The sequence below is a fragment of the Roseomonas nitratireducens genome (assembly GCF_017813355.1).
In the GTDB taxonomy this organism is placed as follows: domain Bacteria; phylum Pseudomonadota; class Alphaproteobacteria; order Acetobacterales; family Acetobacteraceae; genus Neoroseomonas; species Neoroseomonas nitratireducens.
The window spans coordinates 311,952-327,679 of record NZ_JAGIYZ010000001.1 but is presented as its reverse complement, the minus strand read 5'-3'; the positions used below and the strand labels follow the sequence as shown (position 1 = coordinate 327,679).

The window sequence follows — 15,728 nt, the reverse complement described above, 5'->3', positions numbered from 1 at the left end:
ATGTGGACACAACCATGAGCGCCAACCTCACCATCACTGCCGAAAGCCTCAAGGACCCGCACATCTGGGCGCAACTGCTGGCGCTGATCTCCGCCCGCACGCAGGCCGAACCGGATGAGTGGCGCCGCTACATCATGGCTGAGCAGCTCGCCATGGCGTCGTATCCGACCTTCAAGTTCTCGGAGTACGGTCGCATCTTCCTCGATGATGAGGCGTTTCTTGACTACTACAAAAGGTATATGGACCCGGGCAACTGGCACTCCCTAGACCGCAAGTTTGCCGTGCGCGAACTGTTGAAGACCGTGTCGGCAACACCGGGTGACTTTGTCGAGTGTGGCGTCTTCGCCGGCGCCACAGCCGAGTTGATGTGCAGCCAGGCGCGCGACGAAGGCCGCAAGGTCCATCTCTACGACTCGTTCCAGGGGCTATCCGAGCCTGGACCGCTGGATGGCGACTATTGGACGGCGAATGGGCTGCGCTGCGCACGCGAGACGGTCGAGGCCAATCTGGCGCCCTTCAACAACACGGTTTTCCACGAGGGCTGGATCCCCGATACCTTCGACGCCTCGGCGCCGGGCCAGGTCGCTGCCCTGCATATCGACGTCGACCTGCACCAGCCGACCTACGACACGCTGGCGTTCTTCTATCCGCGGCTGTCGCCAGGCGCGCTCGTGATCATGGACGACTACGGCTTCCGGAGCTGCCCCGGCGCACGGAAGGCGGCGGACGACTTCATGGCCGACAAGCCGGAACGGATCGCGCTGTTGCCGACGGGGCAGGCCATCTTCTTCCGCGGGCATCCGGATCGGGCGTGACCGGGCCGGACCCTGTCGCGCCGGTCCCCCTGGGCATCATCATCGGATCGATGAACCGGGGCGGCACGGAGACTCATCTTCTCGATCTCCTGCCGGCACTGAAGCAGCATGGCTTCGCGCCTTCCATCTATCTGATCGGCGCCGACGGCCCCTTGCGGGAGGTCTTCCGGGCGCGGGGCATCCCGGTGCTGCCGGACCGCCTGCGCGAACCACCCGCCGGCCTGCCGCGCCCGATCCGTCGCCTGATGCGCCTGTTCGGCCTACTGCCAGGGCTCTGGACATGGGGCATACGGCATCGGCGCGGGCTTCTGCATGCCTATTTGTCGGAGGCGGTCATTCTGTCGGCGCTGGCGTTGTGGCCCATGCGGCGTCGGCTCCTGTTGGCTCAGCGCGGGCTGTTCACCTATCGCGCGAACTATGGCGCGACCATCACCTCTCTCGAGCGCTGGGCCTTTCGCCAGTCGCTCGCCGTGACCACCAACTCCGGTCAGCTGGTCGAGATGCTGGTGGAAGACGGCGTGCCGCGCGACAAGATCGTCATGATACCGAACGGATTGTCGCCGGAGCGCATGCATCCTGCCGGCGCTGACAGGGCTGCCGCCCGTGCCCGGCTCGACCTTGCCGACGATGCCCTGGTGCTGGTGAAGGTCGCGAACCTGCATGTCTACAAGGGCCATGAAGACGTGCTCGACGCGCTCGCCCTGCTGCGTGCGGGCGGCGAGCTGCCGCCCCGGACAGTCATGCTGTTCATCGGCAGCGACGCCGCGGTGAAGGGGGTCGACAGGCGCAACCAGATCGAGCAACGCGCCCGCGATCTCGGCATAGCCGACGTCGTGCGCTGCCTTGGCGAGCGCAATGACGCCACCTTCCTGATGCGCGCCGCCGATATCGGCGTGCATGCCTCGCATGAGGAAGGTTCGTCCAACGCCGTCATCGAAATGATGGCGGCTGGCTTGCCGATCGTCGCCACCGATGTCGGCGGGACGTCGGAGGCGCTGGCGGAAGGCGCGGCCGGGTGCCTGGTGCCGCCGCGCGCGCCTGCCGAGCTGGCGGCGGCCTTGCGGACGGTGATCGCCGATCCGCGACTGCGGGCTACGCTCGGGGAGGCAGCGCGGCAGCGGGCGCAGACCGAATACACGCTAGCGCAATGCGTCGGCCGCCATGCTCGCCTTTATCGCGATATGCTGAAGGCTTGAAAGCAGGCGGCCGAAGTCGTCCGAGCCAGCTTCACACTACAGTGTAGGCTTTTTCGGTCTTAAGTTTCTCAACAAGCTGCTTCACGTCAGTCTTGCGGCCCAGGACGCCTGTCTTGCGGAACAGGAACTCCGAGCAGGCATGACCGACCGACACGTTTATCAATTCAAACCCGTACTGGTCCTCAAGGAAATCCGCAGTTTCCTGGTCGCCGGCGTATTCCATCGGCCAACCGCCGATCCAGTCGCGCACATCGGTGAAGTAGTTCATGCCCCGCTTGGTGCGGTGGGTCCAGATCTGCTTCACCAGCGCGGGAACGTTGCGGACGTTCATGCTGATCCCGAACCGCCAGACATACCACCACATCATCAGCCAGCGGGTGAACGGCGTGACGCGGTTGTATTCCTTCTTGATCTCGAGCCAGAATTCCTTGCTCGGCTGAAGATCCACATCGGCCGAATACAGCGCGATGTAGAACAGCCCGCCATCGGCGACGCGCGCCTGGGCGTTGCGCACGGCGTCCCACATCGCACCGGTATGGTGGAGCACGCCCCAGGAGTAGACGAAGTTCCACTTGCCCAGGCTCTCCATGTAGGCGGGATCGAGCACGTCACCCCGCTCCACCTTCCAGTTCGGAGGGTTTCCGGCCTTTTCGCGCAGGAACTGCGTGGCCTTCACGGAGTTCGGATCGTAGTCGAAGCTGTGGACCTTCCCCGCGCCCAGCGTCAGCGCCGCCATCGAATGCAGCCCGGACCCGCAGCCGATATCGAGGAAGTCGAGACCCTTCATGTCCTCGCGGTTCAGGAACGAGGTCAGTCGCTTGGACGCCGCATTCAGCCGCTCGGCATTGTGCTTCTGGCGAATGAACTTGTTCCAGTTGTCGCCGAAGCCGAAGCGCGGCACGTCATCAGTCATGGGGTATCCTCTCGACGGCCATGGGCCATACCGGCTGACGGGCATAGGCCGCAAGCGTCCTTTGCAACATGACGTCCATGCCGAAGCTGTTCCGCACATGCCGGCTCGCCGCCCGCGCCATCGCCGCGTGCCGGGCCGGATCGCTGGCAAGCGACAGGATGGCCGCCGCGAGCGAGGCTGCATCCGCCTTCGGTACCAGAATGCCGGTTACGCCATCCTCGAGCGTTTCCGGCACGCCGCCCACCGGCGGGGCGACGACCGGGACGCCCATCGCCTGCGCCTCGATAAGCACGTTGGGAAGGCCTTCCTGCCGGGAGGTGAGCAGGAAGACGTCGAAGCAGCGCAAGGCCTCCCAGGCATCGCCGGTCAGGCCCGGCAGGAAGATCCGATCGGCGAGGCCCGCCTTCTCGACCATCGCCTTCAGCTCCGCATGCATCGGGCCAGCCCCGTAGCAGAGTGCGACTGCCCGCTTCTCACGCCTGACGATGTCCATGGCGGCCGCGACCCACAGCTCGGGTCGCTTCTCCTCGCTGAAACGCTGCAGCCCGCCGATGACGAAGGCGCCGTGCGGAATGCCGGCCGCAGAGCGCGCGCGCGCGAGGTCCGCTTCCGTCGGAGGATCGGGGAACTCGAAGCCGTTCGGGATCACCTGGATGCGTTGCCGCGGCACGGAGAGCCACCGCGCATAGTCGTCGGCGCCGGCCGAGGAGTTGTTGAGCAGCGAGGTATCGGGGTCGGCCAAAGCGGTCCGGTAGGCGGCGCGCATATGCGGCGTCAGCAGCGCGAAATTGTCCGGCGCCATGGAGCGCCCGCCGAGCAGGAGATGCGGAACGCCCACGATGCGCGCCGCAACGGCGCTGATCGAATTGGTGGCATCCAGCCAGCTATGCAGGATAGCGGGCCGAACGCGGCGAAGCTCGGATACCAGCGCCAGGATCTGTTCCAGCAGGATTTCCACGCCGAGATAATCGTAGCGCTCGCGCATGTCCTGCTTCAGCGACTGCACCCGCCAATCATCCGTCAAGGCCGGGTCGCCCCGCGCCGTGCGAACCTCCACTCCGGCGGCCGTGAGTTGTGGGCCGAAGAAGTTGCTGACATGCGCATCGAGAGATTGCTGGCACAATACGGTCGGGACGAAGGTTCCACTGCGCTGGAGGCCGATCGCCGTATACTTGACCTGGCGCTCCGCCCCGCCCGGCCCCAGCGTGCCGATGGCCAGCACGACGCGGTCCTGCATGAAGGCGGAGCGTTCGATCGCCAGGAACGACAATCGCTTGATGATCTCGGAGAAGACGCGCTGATAGAGATGATCGCTGGCCCGGCCATGTGCCCGCAGGTAGGTGCGCACCGCCCGGCGCACCGCCTTGCGCCGCAAGTAGCCGATCGCATTCACGCCCTTTGCGCGTCCATCCGGCCCGATGATGTGCAGGCGGCGCACGCCACGGCGCACCAGCCGCGCGTACCAGGCCACCGGCAGCCGCAGTTGATGGTCGAGGAACAGCGCTGACGCCGGCAATCGCTTCAGCGAGAAGATGTCGTCGTGAAATCCGTCCCTCGACCAGGTCGGCAGGCAGCCATTCTCCAGATTGATGGTGACGCTGGTCGCGATGCCTTGCTCGAGGATGGCGGAGGCTTCGCGCTCGCCAACCGCGAATGGCAGGAAAACGGCGACTGAGCGTGGCGGAAAGGCGTCGAGAATTTGCTCGAGCAGATCTGTGTACGAAACCATCCCTCGCCTCGATATGCGGTGGCTGCCTCCGGACGCTCTCGGTGCACCACAGCTGGCCGACAAGTTGCCGACAGGATGGCCCGAAGCCGGGCAGTACCTCGCGCCTGAACAAGATTGACGCGTCCTCATCGGTCGATTCGGACGGGATTTTGTTTTGAACCATGGCAGCTGCGCTCGCAACCGCTAACATCTTTGCGCTAGAAACCCTGCCCCCTGGACCTACCTCCTACCGATCAGTCGGCGACTATGTTGGAGCTGCGAACATCGCGATGACCATTTCTGCGGAACAACCGGAGCCCACGAAACTCGTCTGGACGCGCGAGCTCGTGAACCGGTTCTGGAACGGGCTCAGCCGCGCTGGCCATGGCGACACGCGCGTTTTCGGCCGCATGGCACGCCGCTCGATCCACTGGTTGATCGCTCGCCACTTGGTGAAGGGCGGCCGCCATCTAGACTTCGGCGCCGGCGGCGGCGAGATCGCCGAGCACTTGATCGACCAGGGCTATCCCTTCGCCGCCATCGACCCGGCATCCGACCGCGCGGCAAGGGCGGATGCCCTCCTTTCAGGCAAGGCAGGCTACCTCCCCGCACCCGAGCCCGGCGGCAGCGAGACCTTCGATGCCGTGACCTGCTTTGAGGTCCTCGAACATGTGCTGGACGATGAGTTCGAGGGCGTGTGCGACACGCTGGCCGGGCTGGTGAAACCCGGCGGCAGATTGATCATCACGACGCCGAACTCCGAAGATCTCGACGATGGCGTGGTGTATTGCCCAGTCGCGAACGTCACCTTCCATCGTTGGCAGCATGTACGCTCCATTACCCCCGCTATGATGGACGCGATGTTCGCAAGGCGTGGCTTCAGCAAGGTATGCCTGCACCAGCTCGACTTCATCGACGCGCTCTACGAGCCCTACCTCCACATGCTCGGCTTCATCGACCGGCCGCTCGCGGAGGGCGAAATCATCCCGCTCCACATTCACAACATCAACCACAACATCGACAGCGTGATCGGCGGCGCTTCGTCCATCCTTTACGTGGGCCAGAAGGCGCCGTCGCTCAACGAGCCTTCTGACTGAGCGGACATGGCAGTGAGTGCCCCCCGCCGTCAGGGACGTTGTCCGTTGGCCCGAGAAGGTCGCTGATTCTTGGCGGGGCGTGACGAAGGGGCGACCTGGCCCACTCACTTGAACGCCGCGCCGCGGTGTTGAAGCGGATGCAAGTGCCGAACGCGGTGCCGTTGCGGCAGTCGGCGCCGGTGGAGGGGAACGCCGAGGCGACGCCGTGCAGGTGGCGTCGGCAGGCCCGCGCGCAGCGGCAGTTGCCGCCCGATGCGAAGGCGCCCCCCGGCGACGGGAGCTTGCGCGACAGGTTCGCCGCGATGTTCGAGACCGCCGCGGTGCACGACAAGGACCTCACCACCCATCGCCGCCAGCGAGAATCCCAACGACTGGGACCGTGCCAGCACCTGGCGTCTCGGCCAGGCGGTGAAGGAAGATCGGCAGCGCATCAAGGCGCCGGAGCGCGACCTGGTCCGCAAGGACAAGGCGCTGGCCTGGAGGATGACCACGTGGCGATCAGAGGCGAACGGCATGCCTTTGTCTTTGGTGCGCTGAAATGAGTGTCTCGATCCACCCCAGCGCCATTGTCGACGCGGGCGCGCAAATCGGCGAGGGAACCCGTGTATGGCACTTCGCTCACGTCTGTTCCGGGGCACGGATCGGCAAGGACGTCTCCCTGGGTCAGAACGTGTTTGTCGGCAACCGCGTGGTGATCGGTGACTTCTGCAAGGTGCAGAACAACGTCTCGATCTACGACAATGTAACACTGGAAGAAGGGGTGTTTTGCGGCCCCTCGATGGTGTTCACCAACGTCTACAACCCACGCGCGCTGATCTCGCGCAAATCCGAATACCGCGACACGCTGATCCGGCGCGGTGCGACGCTAGGTGCGAATTGCACCATCATTTGTGGCGTGACCGTGGGATCCTTTGCCTTCATTGGCGCCGGGGCTGTCGTAAAGAAGGATGTTCCAGACTTTGCGCTGATGGTCGGTGTGCCTGCCCGGCAGATCGGCTGGATGAGCGCATATGGCGAACGCCTCAGCCTGCCACTGCGCGGTGACGGTACCGAGGTCTGCCCGCACACCGGAGATGTGTATACCCTTTCGGCGGGCCGGCTGGCCCGGCAGGCTGCGGACCAATGATTGCCCTTGCCTCCCGGCAGGACCGGCCGCACGCACAGATCTAGGCCGCCATCGCCCGGGTCTTGGAGACGTGTGTCGCCGGCCCCTTCGACGGAAGGCGATGTGACGCTCGGCGCCGCGGTCGGAAGGGCGGGCTACTTCCCGCCGCGGGCGTCGATCGGCCCGCCGCCGTAACCGCCGCCATAGCCGCCGCCGTAGCCGACCGGCGCGGCCCCGCCGGCGCGGGACAGGCGCACCCGGTCGCCCTGGGTGATCAGCACCCGCTCGCCCACCGTCAGGCCGAGCTCGTTGGTCTGGATGACCGACCGCGTCGCGCCGCTGTCGTCGCGGATGATGAATTCCATGGCGTCGCCGCGGGTGACACCTTCCTCGATCGCCGCGCCGGCGATGCCGCCGGCCAGCGCGCCGACCACGCCGCCCACGGTCCGCGCCCGCCAGTCGCCGCCGATGGTCGAGCCGATCAGCCCGCCGCCCACCGCGCCGGCGCCGGCGCCGATGCCGCTGCGCGTCCCGCTGACCGCGACCGGGCGCATGCCCACGATGGTGCCGGAGGAGACATATCCGGAGGAGCCGAGCGCATAGCGGTCCACCGTCGTGTTCGTGGCCGGCGCGCAGGCGGCAAGGCCGGCGCCGAGCGCGAGCACGGCGCAGAGGGGCGCGAGGCGGCGGGTGTCGAGCATGGGTTCCTGTCTCCTTCGGCGGCGTGGGCGCGGCATCGCACAAGTGATGTGCCTGCCGTGGCCGCGCCACAATAGTGTGGGTTCATCGAATCCTGGGATTCGGGACGCGTGTCGACCCACAAGATGATGGGTCTCTCCGCAGAACTTGACCCGGGCTCTTCGGCTGGCCTACGCAAGCCTTCACACGACCGTGTTTCATGCCCGGAGACGGGCTCGCCCGAAGGGGCCGGAGGGGGATCCGGCCGCTTCACCCAACAGGGCGGGACCGTCACGGTGCCGGATGGGGACCAGGGGGAATGACCGGAAGCTTCAGGGGCGGCGCGAAGGCCGTGCTTGCGGTGGCGATGCTGGCGATGCTGGCCGCCTGCGGCACGAGCGGGACGCGCAGCGCCTCGAACGGGCCCTTCTACAACAGGCCCGACAGCACCTCTCCGCCCGGCCCGCCGGGCGATCCCTGGGGGCCGTGGATCCGCGACGCGTCGCGCCGCTTCGACATCCCGGAACTCTGGATCCGCGAGGTGATGCGCCAGGAAAGCGGCGGTCGCGCCAACGCTACCTCCCATGCCGGCGCGATGGGCCTGATGCAGGTGATGCCCGGCACCTACCGGGAACTGCAGGCGCGCTACAACCTCGGCCCCGACCCGTACCACCCCTATGACAGCATCCAGGCGGGTGCGGCCTATCTGCGGGAAATGTACGAGCTCTACGGCAACCCCGCCTTCCTCGCCGCCTACAATGCGGGCCCCCGGCGGCTCGAGGACTACCTCTGGGGCGGGCGCGGCCTGCCGAACGAGACGCGCAACTACGTCGCGCGCATCGGCCCGCGCATCACCGGCGCCCAGCCGAACCGCCGCGCGCCGGCCGAGGTCTACGCAGCGGCCGAGATCGGCCACTACATCCCCGCCGGCCCGCGCCGGATGGACAGCGGGACGATGCTCGCGCTGCGCCAGCAGCGCGAATCCGCACCGGCGCCCGTCCAGATGGCCGCCGCCCCCCCGCCGCCGCCGGCCGCCCCGCCGGTGCAGGTCGCGAGCCTCGGCGCGCCGCCGCTGCCCGCGCCGCCCATGCCCTCCGGCACGCCCGCGCACATGCAGGGGATGGAGAACCCGACCCTGACGCCGAGCGCGCGCATGGCGCTCGCCGAGGCCGCGCGGCAGTCCGAGATCGAGCGCGCCCAGCAGGCCGCCGAGGACGCCGCGACCACCCGCGCGCCCGCCGTGGTGGCGAGCGCGCTGGCCGCGCCGGAACGCCGCGCGCCGGCCGCCTCCCCGCTCGGCCGGCTGGGCATCGTCGGCACGGCGCAGGCGAGCACCCTGCCCCGCGCGCCCCTGCCGACCCCGCCCGCCCAGCAGCAATCCGTGCAGCCGGCTGCCGCCCGCGGCGCCGCGCCGCAGCCCGGCGGCAATGGCTGGGCGGTGCAGGTCGGCGCCTTCGCGTCGGAGAACCTGGCCCGCACCACGGCGACGCAGGCGCGCGACGTGGTCGCGACCATGGGCAGCCGCACCACCGTCACCCCGGTGCGCCAGGGCAGCACCACGCTGTACCGCGCCCGCGTGACAGGGCTGAGCCAGTCCGGCGCCGAGCAGGCCTGCGCCCGCCTGCGCGCCCGCGGCGCCTGCACGGTGGTCGCGCCGGGCGCCTGACGCCCCGCGATCGGATCGGATCGGCAAGGGCCGCGGCGGCGACGCTGCGGCCCTTCGTCATTCCGGCGGCTGGATGGCGTGGGGCGCGGACCTCGCCCCCTTGCCCACCCGGCGGGGGGAGGCCACGCTGCGCCGCGATTGCCGGAGGAACGCCCATGCCCGCCGAAGGCGGCCACTCGCGCCAACTGCCCGCCGCGGGGTTCGCGGCGCTCGACGCCATGGTACGGCCGCGCTCGGTCGCCATCATCGGCGCGTCGGACGATGCGACGCGCATCGGCGGCCGGCCGATCGCCTACATGCAGCGCCAGGGCTTCGCCGGCGCCATCCTGCCGGTCAACCCGAACCGCGCGACGGTGCAGGGGCTGCCGGCCTTCGCCTCCGTCTCCGCGCTGCCCTCCGCGCCCGATGTCGCCATCGTCGCCGTGCCCGGCGAAGGCGCGGTGCAGGCGGTGGACGATCTCGGCGCGAAGGGGTGCCGCGCGGCCATCGTCTTCACCGCCGGCTTCGCCGAGGTGGACGAGGCGGGCGCGGCGATGCAGGACCGCCTGGTCGCGGCCGCGCGCCGGCACGGGATGCGGCTGCTGGGTCCGAACTGCCTCGGCCTGTTCAACGCGGCGATCAACTTCTACCCGATCTTCTCCCTGAGCTTCGAGCAGGGCTGGCCGATCCGCGGCAATGTCGGCATCGCCTCCCAGTCCGGCGCCTATGGCACGCATGTCTTCGCCGTCTCCCGCATGCGGGGGATCGGCACGCCGGTCTGCATCACCACGGGCAACGAGGCCGATGTCTCGCTCGGCGAGGCGATCGGCTGGATGGCGCAGGCGCCGGAAGTCGAGGTGATCTGCGCCTACGCCGAAGGCATCCGCGAAAGCGCGCGCTTCACCGCGGCGCTCGACCTCGCGCGGCGCAACCGCAAGCCGGTCGTGCTGATGAAGGTGGGGCGCAGCGAGCTCGGCGGCCATGCGGCGAAGTCGCACACCGCCTCCATCGCCGGGGACGACACCATCACCCAGGCTGTGCTGGACGAGTTCGGCGTGGTGCGCGCGACGACGACGGAGCAGATGCTCGACATCGCCTATGCGGCGACGAAGCGCATCTACCCCGTGGGCAACACGATGGGCGTCATCACCGTCAGCGGCGGCGCGGGCGTGCTGATTTCCGACGCGGCGGAAGCGGCGGGCGTGGCGATGCCGCCTTTGCCCGAGGACGCGCAGGCGCATCTGAAGTCGCTGATCTCCTTCTGCGCGCCGCGCAACCCGGTGGATTGCACCGCGCAGGCGGTGAACCAGACGGAACTGTTCCCGCAATTCCTCGAGACGACGGCGCAGGAGGGCGGCTACGGCTCGATGCTGGTGTTCCTGACCCAGACCGGCGGGTCGACCACCATGGCGCCGAAGCTGCGCCCCTACCTGAAGGCCGCGCGGGAGAAGTTCGCCGACCGGCTCTGGGTGCTGTCCGCCATCGCCCCGCCCGACAAGGTGAAGGGCTATGAGGAGGACGGCTACCTGGTGTTCGAGGACCCGACGCGCGCCGTCGCGGCGATCGAGGCCATGGGCCGCTACGGCGCCGCCTTCGCCGCGCCGCCGGCGGAGGAGATCGTGGTGGGCGAGGTGACGCTGCCCGCGACGACGCCGACGGAAGCCGAGGGCAAGCGCATCCTCGCCGCCGCGGGCGTGCCCGCCGTGCCGGAACGTGCCTGCGCATCCGCCGACGAAGCGGTCGCCGCGGCGGATTCCTTCGGCTATCCGGTGGTGGCGAAAATCCTGTCGCCGGACATCCTGCACAAGAGCGAGATCGGGGGCGTCATCCTCGACCTGGCCGATGCGGCGGCGGTGCGCGCGGCGCATGCGACGCTGCTGGCCCGCGCGGCCGAACGCGCGCCGGGCGCGCGGATCGAGGGCGTGCTGATCGCCCGGCAGATCAAGGGCGCGGTGGAAATGGCGCTCGGCGTCGCACGGGACCCGGTCTTCGGGCCCGTGGCCATGGTCGGCCTCGGCGGCGTCTTCATCGAGATATTGAAGGACGTCGCCTTCCGCCGCTGCCCCTTCGACGAGGCGGAGGCCGAGCGCATGGTCCACTCGCTGAAGGGCTTCCCGCTGCTCGATGGCGCGCGCGGGCGGCCGAAGGCAGATGTGAAGGCGCTGGCCGGCGCGCTCGCCGCGCTGTCGCGCTTCGCCGCCGGTGCGGATGAGCGGCTGCTGTCGGTCGACGTGAACCCGCTGCTCGTGCTGCCCGAAGGCCAGGGCGCCTTCGCCGCCGACGCGGTGATCGAGGTCGAGGACAAGCGCTGATGCCGATCGTCTACGAACACCTGCTGAACTACCCGATCCCGGAGATCCGCCAGGCGATCCGCTGGCAGGACACGGCGCTGTACAATTTCTCCATCGGCCTCGGGCAGGACCCGATGGACGAAAGCCAGCTCGACTTCGTCTACGAGCCGCGGCTGAAGGCCATGCCGTCCATGGCCGTAGTGCTCGGCTATCCCGGCTTCTGGCTGCGCAATCCGGACACCGGCGTGGACTGGACGCAGGTGCTGCACGGGGAACAGTCGATCATCCTGCACAAGCCGCTGCCGGCGGAAGGCGAGATCATCGGGAAGTCGCGCATCAGCGCCATCGTGGACCGCGGGCCGGGCAAGGGCGCGCTGCTGTACAACGAACGCGTGGTGGTGGATGCGCGCACGGGGGAAAAGCTCGCCACGCTTGAAGGCACCACCTTCGCGCGCGGGGATGGCGGCTTCGGCGGCCCGTCCGGGCCCGTGAAGAAGCCGCATCCGGAACCCGATCGCGCCCCGGACGTCACGCTCGACCTGCCGACGCGGCCGGAGCAGGCGATCGTCTACCGGCTGAACGGCGACCACAACCCGCTGCACATCGACCCCGCTGTCGCGGCCAAGGCGGGCTTCCCCCGCCCGATCCTGCACGGGCTGTGCACCTTCGGCGTGGTGTGCCACGCGCTGATGAAGTCGCTCTGCGGCTATGATCCGGCACGCTTCGGGCGGATGGATCTGCGCTTCTCCTCCCCGGTCTTTCCGGGGGAGACGATCCGCACCGAAATCTGGCACGAGGACGGGGGCGCGGCCTTCCGGGCCCGCGTGGTGGAACGCGACAAGGTCGTCGTCAGCAACGGGCTCTTCAGGCACCCGTAGGGAAGCAGGAAACGTGATCGACAAGATCGTGCAGTCGCTGGCCGACGCGATGGCCGGCATCAAGGACGGATCCACGGTGCTGATCGGCGGCTTCGGTGCCGTCGGCCAGCCGGACCAGCTGATCGAGGCGCTGATCGAGCAGGGGGCGAAGGACCTCACCTGCGTCGCGAACAACGCCGGCACCGGGCGGCAGGGCCTCGCCAAGCTCATGGAACTCGGCCGGGTGCGGAAGATCATCTGCTCCTTCCCCCGCAGCCAGGGCTCGGTGGTGTTCGAGGAGTTGTACCGCGCGGGCAAGATCGAGCTGGAGATCGTGCCGCAGGGCACGATGGCGGAACGCATGCGCGCCGCCGGCGCCGGCGTGCCGGCCTTCTTCACCGCGACCTCGGTCGGCACGTTGCTCGCTGCCGGCAAGGAGCATCGCGAGTTCAACGGCAAGACCTATGTGATGGAGCACGCGCTGAAGGGCGACGTCGCGCTGGTCGAGGCGTGGGAAGGCGACCGCTGGGGCAACCTGACCTACCGGGCCTCCGGGCGGAACTTCAACCCGGTGATCGCGATGGCCGCCGACCTGACCATCGCGCAGGTGATGCACATCCGGAACCTCGGTGACATCGTGCCGGAGAACGTGCACACGCCGGGCATCTTCGTCAGCCGCGTGGTCCGGGTGGACCGCGGGCCGCAATGGGCATAGCCGGCATCCGATCGTCGAAGGGCGCAGGGCCGTAGGCCCGGGCACCCTGAGGCGTGAATCGGATGCCCTCACCAGAGGAGCACCACAGATGCAAGGCTTCGACCGCAAGGGCATGGCCGCCCGCGCCGCGCAGGACATCCCCGAGGGCTGGTACGTCAACCTCGGCATCGGCATCCCGACCATGATCGCCGACTACGTCCCGCTCGAGCGGGAAGTCATCCTGCATTCCGAGAACGGCATCCTCGGCATGGGCCCCGCGCCCGCGCCGGACAAGGTGGACCCGTGGCTGGTGAACGCCGGCAAGCAGGCGGTCACGCTGCGCCCCGGCGGGTCCTACTGCCACCATGCCGACAGCTTCGCGATGATCCGCGGCGGGCATATCGACCTGTGCGTCCTCGGCGCCTTCGAGGTCGCCGAGAACGGCGACATCGCCAACTGGGCGACGAGCGAGAACGACACCGCGCCCGCGGTCGGCGGCGCGATGGACCTCGGCGCCGGAGCGAAGCGGCTCTGGGTCGTGATGGAACACACGACGAAGGACGGGCGGCCGAAGCTCGTCGCGAAGTGCGGCTACCCGCTGACGACGCCGCGCGCGGTCAAGCGCGTCTACACCAACCTCGGCGTCTTCGACGTGGTGCCGGAGAAGGGGTTCGTGGTGCTCGACCTCGCGCCGGGGGTGTCGCTGGAACAGGCGCAGGCGGCGAGCGGGGCGACGCTGCACACGCAGTGAAGAAAAAGGGGAAGGTCGGGGGGAGTGAACTCCCCCCGAGCCCCCCTCCTTCTTTGGGTACTTTTTCGCGGACCGCCGCAGGCGGGACGCCCAGACAGAAAAAAGGGAGGGGGTTCGGGGGAGGTTCCCCTCCCCCGAGGAAACCATGAGCGCAGCGACAGACGACCGCACCGAATCCATCCGCATGATCCGCGACAGCGCGGGCGCCGTCGCCCCGCGCGGCGGGGACACCAAGCGCGTGCGCGCGCTCCGCTTCGCCTCCCCCGGCTTCGACCGCGGCATGCTCGCCCAGATGGGCGAACTGGGCTGGATCGGCCTGGCCGTGCCCGAGGAGGCCGGCGGCGCGGGCCTGGGCATGAGCGAGGCGGTGGCGCTGGCGGAGGAACTCGGCGCCGGGCTGGTGCCCGAACCGCTGGTGCCGATGATGCTCTCCGCGCGCCTGCTCGCCGCGGTGGGTCACCCAGCGCTGGAAGGCGTGCTGTCCGGCAAGCGCGTCGTGCTGACCGCCTGGCAGGAACGCGCGGACACGCTGGCCGTGCCCGGCACGCCGGACGGCGCACGGCTGTTCCTGCCCATGGCCGCCGGTGCGGACGCCTTCCTGCTGCCGATCCACCAGGGCGCCGGGCTCGGCCTGCACCTGCAGGAGGCCAAGGGCGCGGACCTGACGCTCGAGAAGGCGATGGATGGCGGCAATATCGGCACGCTGCGGCCCGATCTCGGCCGCGCGTCGCTGGTCGCCGAGGATGTCGGCGACATGCTGGCGATCGCGCTCGACGAAGCCGCGCTGGTGACATCAGGCCTGATGCTCGGCCTGATGGAACGCGCCTTCGCGATGACGGTGGACTACCTCAAGACGCGCCAGCAATTCGGGCGGATCATCGGCACCTTCCAGTCGCTGCAGCATCGCGCGGCGGACCTGAAGATCCACATCGCGCTGACGCGCGCGGCGGTGGAGGCGGGGGCCGCGGCGCTCGACGACGGGGCCACGGGCGCGGCGCGGCACGCCGCGGTGTCCAAGGCCAAGCACCGCGCGGCGGAATCGGGGATGCTGGTGCTGCGCCAATGCATCCAGCTGCATGGCGGCATCGGCTACACCGACGAATACGATGTCGGCCTGTTCCTGCGCCGCGGCATGGTCATCATGAACCAGTTCGGCTCGGCCGCGCTGCACCGGCGCCGATTCATGGCCCTGGCCCCGGAGGACGTGGAATGAGCGAAGCAGCGCGCGTGCGGGAGGAGATGGACGGCAGCGTCCTGATCCTCACCATCGACTACCCGTCCCGCAAGAACGCCATCGGCCCCGGCGTGCGCCAGGCGCTGGAGGAAGCGATCGAGCGCGCGCATGAGGAGCCGTCGGTGCGCGCCATCGTCGTCACCGGCGCGGGCGGCACCTTCTGCGCCGGCGGCGACATCTCCAACATGAATGTCGGCAGCGCGCTGGATGGGCGCGAGAGGATGCGGCGGACGCATCGCCTCGTGCGCCTGATGGCCAAGGGATCCAAGCCGCTGGTCGCCGCGGTGGAAGGCTGGGCGGCGGGCGCGGGCATGGCGGTGGCCTGCGCCTGCGACACCATCGTGGCGGCGGAAGATGCGCGCTTCGTCGCGGGCTTCCACAAGATCGGCCTGATGTCCGACATGGGCCTGCCCTTCTTCCTGCCGCGGCGGGTGGGCGTGGGCCGCGCGCGGCGCATCCTGTTCTACCACGAGGTCACGGGTGCCGCCGAAGGCGAGCGCATCGGCCTGGTGGATTTCGTCGCCCCGCCGGGCAAGGCGCTGGAGATGGCGCTGGAGAAGGCGCGCTTCCTCGCCGCCGAGGCCGCGGGCCCGATCGCGCTGACCAAGAAGATCCTGGCCGAGGGCCTGGACGAGGCGCTGGCCGACGAGCAGACCTTCCAGGGCCTGCTGTTCACGACACCCGACTTCCAGGAGGGGCGCGCCGCGTTCCTCGAGAAGCGCAAGCCGAACTTCGGAGGCTGAG

At 68.9% G+C, this 15,728-nt stretch carries 14 protein-coding genes; 11 read left to right on the top strand and 3 right to left on the bottom strand.

Annotated elements, in window-relative coordinates:
* The first annotated feature begins 14 nt into the window (after nucleotides 1-14).
* Together J5Y09_RS01480 and J5Y09_RS01475 are read left to right on the top strand one after the other, a co-directional pair.
* Nucleotides 15-815 (top strand): TylF/MycF/NovP-related O-methyltransferase, encoded by an 801-nt coding sequence (locus J5Y09_RS01480; protein ID WP_209349934.1) that lies wholly within the window; start codon nucleotides 15-17, stop codon nucleotides 813-815.
* The gene (locus J5Y09_RS01475; RefSeq protein WP_209349933.1) at nucleotides 812-2,011 is read left to right on the top strand and encodes a glycosyltransferase; all 1,200 of its coding nucleotides are present in this window, start codon (nucleotides 812-814) and stop codon (nucleotides 2,009-2,011) included. Before J5Y09_RS01480 ends, J5Y09_RS01475 begins: the two co-directional genes overlap by 4 nt.
* A gap of 31 nt (nucleotides 2,012-2,042) precedes the next feature.
* Here J5Y09_RS01475 and J5Y09_RS01470 read toward each other — a convergent pair whose 3' ends face one another.
* Both J5Y09_RS01470 and J5Y09_RS01465 read right to left on the bottom strand, forming a co-directional pair.
* Nucleotides 2,043-2,924, bottom strand: a complete 882-nt coding sequence (locus J5Y09_RS01470) for a class I SAM-dependent methyltransferase (RefSeq protein ID WP_209349932.1) — start codon at nucleotides 2,922-2,924, stop codon at nucleotides 2,043-2,045.
* The gene (locus J5Y09_RS01465; protein WP_209349931.1) at nucleotides 2,917-4,653 is read right to left on the bottom strand and encodes a glycosyltransferase; all 1,737 of its coding nucleotides are present in this window, start codon (nucleotides 4,651-4,653) and stop codon (nucleotides 2,917-2,919) included. The genes J5Y09_RS01470 and J5Y09_RS01465 overlap by 8 nt, the downstream gene beginning before the upstream one ends.
* Nucleotides 4,654-4,922: 269 nt before the next feature.
* Here J5Y09_RS01465 and J5Y09_RS01460 point away from each other — a divergent pair, with 269 nt between their 5' ends.
* Together J5Y09_RS01460 and J5Y09_RS01455 are read left to right on the top strand one after the other, a co-directional pair.
* Nucleotides 4,923-5,729 carry a class I SAM-dependent methyltransferase gene (locus J5Y09_RS01460; RefSeq protein ID WP_209349930.1) on the top strand — a complete coding sequence of 269 codons (807 nt, stop codon included), beginning with the start codon at nucleotides 4,923-4,925 and terminating at the stop codon, nucleotides 5,727-5,729.
* Between the two features lie 538 nt (nucleotides 5,730-6,267).
* Nucleotides 6,268-6,855 (top strand): acyltransferase, encoded by a 588-nt coding sequence (locus J5Y09_RS01455; RefSeq protein WP_209349929.1) that lies wholly within the window; start codon nucleotides 6,268-6,270, stop codon nucleotides 6,853-6,855.
* Between the two features lie 134 nt (nucleotides 6,856-6,989).
* On the opposite strand, the gene J5Y09_RS01450 is transcribed toward J5Y09_RS01455, so the two are convergent.
* Nucleotides 6,990-7,535: a glycine zipper 2TM domain-containing protein gene (locus tag J5Y09_RS01450; RefSeq protein WP_245216727.1), complete on the bottom strand. Its 546-nt coding sequence runs from the start codon at nucleotides 7,533-7,535 to the stop codon at nucleotides 6,990-6,992.
* A gap of 296 nt (nucleotides 7,536-7,831) precedes the next feature.
* Between J5Y09_RS01450 and J5Y09_RS01445 the strand changes: the two genes are divergently transcribed.
* The 7 genes from J5Y09_RS01445 to J5Y09_RS01415 all read left to right on the top strand — a co-directional run bounded on the left by J5Y09_RS01445 (nucleotide 7,832) and on the right by J5Y09_RS01415 (nucleotide 15,727).
* Nucleotides 7,832-9,178: a lytic transglycosylase domain-containing protein gene (locus J5Y09_RS01445; protein WP_209349928.1), complete on the top strand. Its 1,347-nt coding sequence runs from the start codon at nucleotides 7,832-7,834 to the stop codon at nucleotides 9,176-9,178.
* A gap of 155 nt (nucleotides 9,179-9,333) precedes the next feature.
* Nucleotides 9,334-11,469, top strand: a complete 2,136-nt coding sequence (locus tag J5Y09_RS01440) for an acetate--CoA ligase family protein (protein WP_209349927.1) — start codon at nucleotides 9,334-9,336, stop codon at nucleotides 11,467-11,469.
* A complete protein-coding gene (locus J5Y09_RS01435; RefSeq protein WP_209349926.1) occupies nucleotides 11,469-12,326 on the top strand; it encodes a MaoC family dehydratase in 858 nt (285 codons plus the stop codon). Before J5Y09_RS01440 ends, J5Y09_RS01435 begins: the two co-directional genes overlap by 1 nt.
* Nucleotides 12,327-12,339: 13 nt before the next feature.
* Nucleotides 12,340-13,020 carry a 3-oxoacid CoA-transferase subunit A gene (locus tag J5Y09_RS01430; RefSeq protein ID WP_209349925.1) on the top strand — a complete coding sequence of 227 codons (681 nt, stop codon included), beginning with the start codon at nucleotides 12,340-12,342 and terminating at the stop codon, nucleotides 13,018-13,020.
* Between the two features lie 88 nt (nucleotides 13,021-13,108).
* On the top strand, nucleotides 13,109-13,750 hold the full coding sequence (locus J5Y09_RS01425) for a 3-oxoacid CoA-transferase subunit B (RefSeq protein ID WP_198378007.1): 642 nt from the start codon (nucleotides 13,109-13,111) through the stop codon (nucleotides 13,748-13,750).
* Between the two features lie 145 nt (nucleotides 13,751-13,895).
* The gene (locus J5Y09_RS01420) at nucleotides 13,896-14,963 is read left to right on the top strand and encodes an acyl-CoA dehydrogenase family protein (RefSeq protein ID WP_209349924.1); all 1,068 of its coding nucleotides are present in this window, start codon (nucleotides 13,896-13,898) and stop codon (nucleotides 14,961-14,963) included.
* Nucleotides 14,960-15,727 carry an enoyl-CoA hydratase/isomerase family protein gene (locus J5Y09_RS01415; protein WP_209349923.1) on the top strand — a complete coding sequence of 256 codons (768 nt, stop codon included), beginning with the start codon at nucleotides 14,960-14,962 and terminating at the stop codon, nucleotides 15,725-15,727. Before J5Y09_RS01420 ends, J5Y09_RS01415 begins: the two co-directional genes overlap by 4 nt.
* Nucleotide 15,728 lies beyond the last annotated feature (1 nt).

What these genes read in the sequence shown, in the direction of transcription:
- J5Y09_RS01455 (WP_209349929.1), top strand. Translation starts at nt 6,268, where the DNA reads ATGAGTGTCTCGATCCACCCCAGCGCCATTGTCGACGCGGGCGCGCAA.
- J5Y09_RS01450 (WP_245216727.1), bottom strand. Translation starts at nt 7,535, where the DNA reads ATGCTCGACACCCGCCGCCTCGCGCCCCTCTGCGCCGTGCTCGCGCTC.
- J5Y09_RS01420 (WP_209349924.1), top strand. Translation starts at nt 13,896, where the DNA reads ATGAGCGCAGCGACAGACGACCGCACCGAATCCATCCGCATGATCCGC.
- J5Y09_RS01445 (WP_209349928.1), top strand. Translation starts at nt 7,832, where the DNA reads ATGACCGGAAGCTTCAGGGGCGGCGCGAAGGCCGTGCTTGCGGTGGCG.
- J5Y09_RS01425 (WP_198378007.1), top strand. Translation starts at nt 13,109, where the DNA reads ATGCAAGGCTTCGACCGCAAGGGCATGGCCGCCCGCGCCGCGCAGGAC.
- J5Y09_RS01480 (WP_209349934.1), top strand. Translation starts at nt 15, where the DNA reads ATGAGCGCCAACCTCACCATCACTGCCGAAAGCCTCAAGGACCCGCAC.
- J5Y09_RS01470 (WP_209349932.1), bottom strand. Translation starts at nt 2,924, where the DNA reads ATGACTGATGACGTGCCGCGCTTCGGCTTCGGCGACAACTGGAACAAG.
- J5Y09_RS01440 (WP_209349927.1), top strand. Translation starts at nt 9,334, where the DNA reads ATGCCCGCCGAAGGCGGCCACTCGCGCCAACTGCCCGCCGCGGGGTTC.
- J5Y09_RS01435 (WP_209349926.1), top strand. Translation starts at nt 11,469, where the DNA reads ATGCCGATCGTCTACGAACACCTGCTGAACTACCCGATCCCGGAGATC.
- J5Y09_RS01415 (WP_209349923.1), top strand. Translation starts at nt 14,960, where the DNA reads ATGAGCGAAGCAGCGCGCGTGCGGGAGGAGATGGACGGCAGCGTCCTG.
- J5Y09_RS01460 (WP_209349930.1), top strand. Translation starts at nt 4,923, where the DNA reads ATGACCATTTCTGCGGAACAACCGGAGCCCACGAAACTCGTCTGGACG.
- J5Y09_RS01465 (WP_209349931.1), bottom strand. Translation starts at nt 4,653, where the DNA reads ATGGTTTCGTACACAGATCTGCTCGAGCAAATTCTCGACGCCTTTCCG.